The 1,391-nt window shown below is 39.2% G+C and carries 1 protein-coding gene; it reads right to left on the reverse strand.

Annotation, left to right across the window (positions count from 1 at the left end):
- Positions 1-92: 92 nt before the first annotated feature.
- Positions 93-1,310, reverse strand: a complete 1,218-nt coding sequence (locus UC75_RS16770; RefSeq protein ID WP_171056882.1) for a DUF445 domain-containing protein — start codon at positions 1,308-1,310, stop codon at positions 93-95.
- Between the last annotated feature and the right edge of the window lie 81 nt (positions 1,311-1,391).

The raw sequence follows: 1,391 nt of genomic DNA on the forward strand, positions 1-1,391 counted from the left end.
AGTTTGGATCATGCAATCGAGAAATAATATTCAAGACAAAAAAAACCGGATGATCAACTCATCCGGTTTTTTTTATTTCTAGGGACGTAAAATTAGAGCATGAACTGGATTTGTAATTCCCCAACAACAAAACCAAGTACTGCACCTACTGCAATGAGTGCCCACTCATCTTCCTTGAACGCAGGGCGCAACATACCTTCAAATTCAGATGGTGTTAGTTTTTGCATACGTTCAATTAAAGTACTGCGAATATTCATAGCATCTTCTGCATAAGATTCTACGTATTTCATGGTCTCTGGAAGCCGTTGCATAATACGTTCAGCAACTTGCGATTTCATATCCTGATATTTTTCTCCGCCAATTGCGTAAACAACAAGTGGACGAATCACACCTGCTTGCATATCAATTTCTTGTTTAACATGGCGGTTAACCAGATCAATAACACGCGCAGAATGTGTACCAGAAAATAATTCTTCCATCATATGGCGAGAAGTTAAAAGCTGTTTGGAAATTAACGCTGCGTAGTCAGCGGCAACTTCATTTTGACGTTTAATAAACAAACCTTGCCACGTATAGCCCAATATTTTCTTAGGATAAAGTGGTCTAAACATCATTTGTAATGCAATCCAGTCACTGAAAAAACCCACAAAGCCGCCAAACATTGGCAGCATCCAAGGGTATTTACCTTGCGTGATAATCCAGCACAGCATCTGAATCACACCAATACCGAAGCCAAATACAAATCCGACATTACTAAAAAATTTAAATTCTTGTTTGCCCACTCGTTTAAAAATATTGTTGAGTAGGCGTTTATCTTTAAGCAAGTTGCTAATAACAAGATGTTTAATATCAAAATATCGGTTCACATCACGTTGTACTTCACTCATGATGTGTTCAACAATCTCGGGTGCTTTTGATTGCACACGACGAATGAGTCTTTGACGCGCAAACTCTGGCATGCCTTCCCATAATCCCGGCTGATACTCTTGCGCAACATCACGGGTAATATCTTCAGCTGCGGCAAGCAGTGGTTTTTCTATTTCTTTGGCAATACGTTTAGGATCTAGGCGTGCAAAAATTTCTTCAGGTTTAATGAGTTTGGCTGTCATGAGCTCAACAGCAATTGTTGCCATTTTCTCGGCTTTGCGTGGCACGATGCCTTGCCAACCTAGAAATGGTTTAATGCCTTTAAACTCAAGTGGCGAAAACATCATCTGAATGGCGATCACCTTGGTGATGTAGCCAATTAAACCACTCATAAAAGGAATAGAGATATACAACCAAAAATGTTGCTGGAAATCTGCAATCATAGTTTGAAGCATTGTTGTTCCTTAGATTTCTATTGATTTTGATAGGGGGCAACAAGCCATAAAAATGGATAATTGTTTAAG

The sequence above is a fragment of the Acinetobacter sp. V2 genome (assembly GCF_001188385.1).
Taxonomy (GTDB): Bacteria; Pseudomonadota; Gammaproteobacteria; order Pseudomonadales; family Moraxellaceae; genus Acinetobacter; species Acinetobacter oleivorans.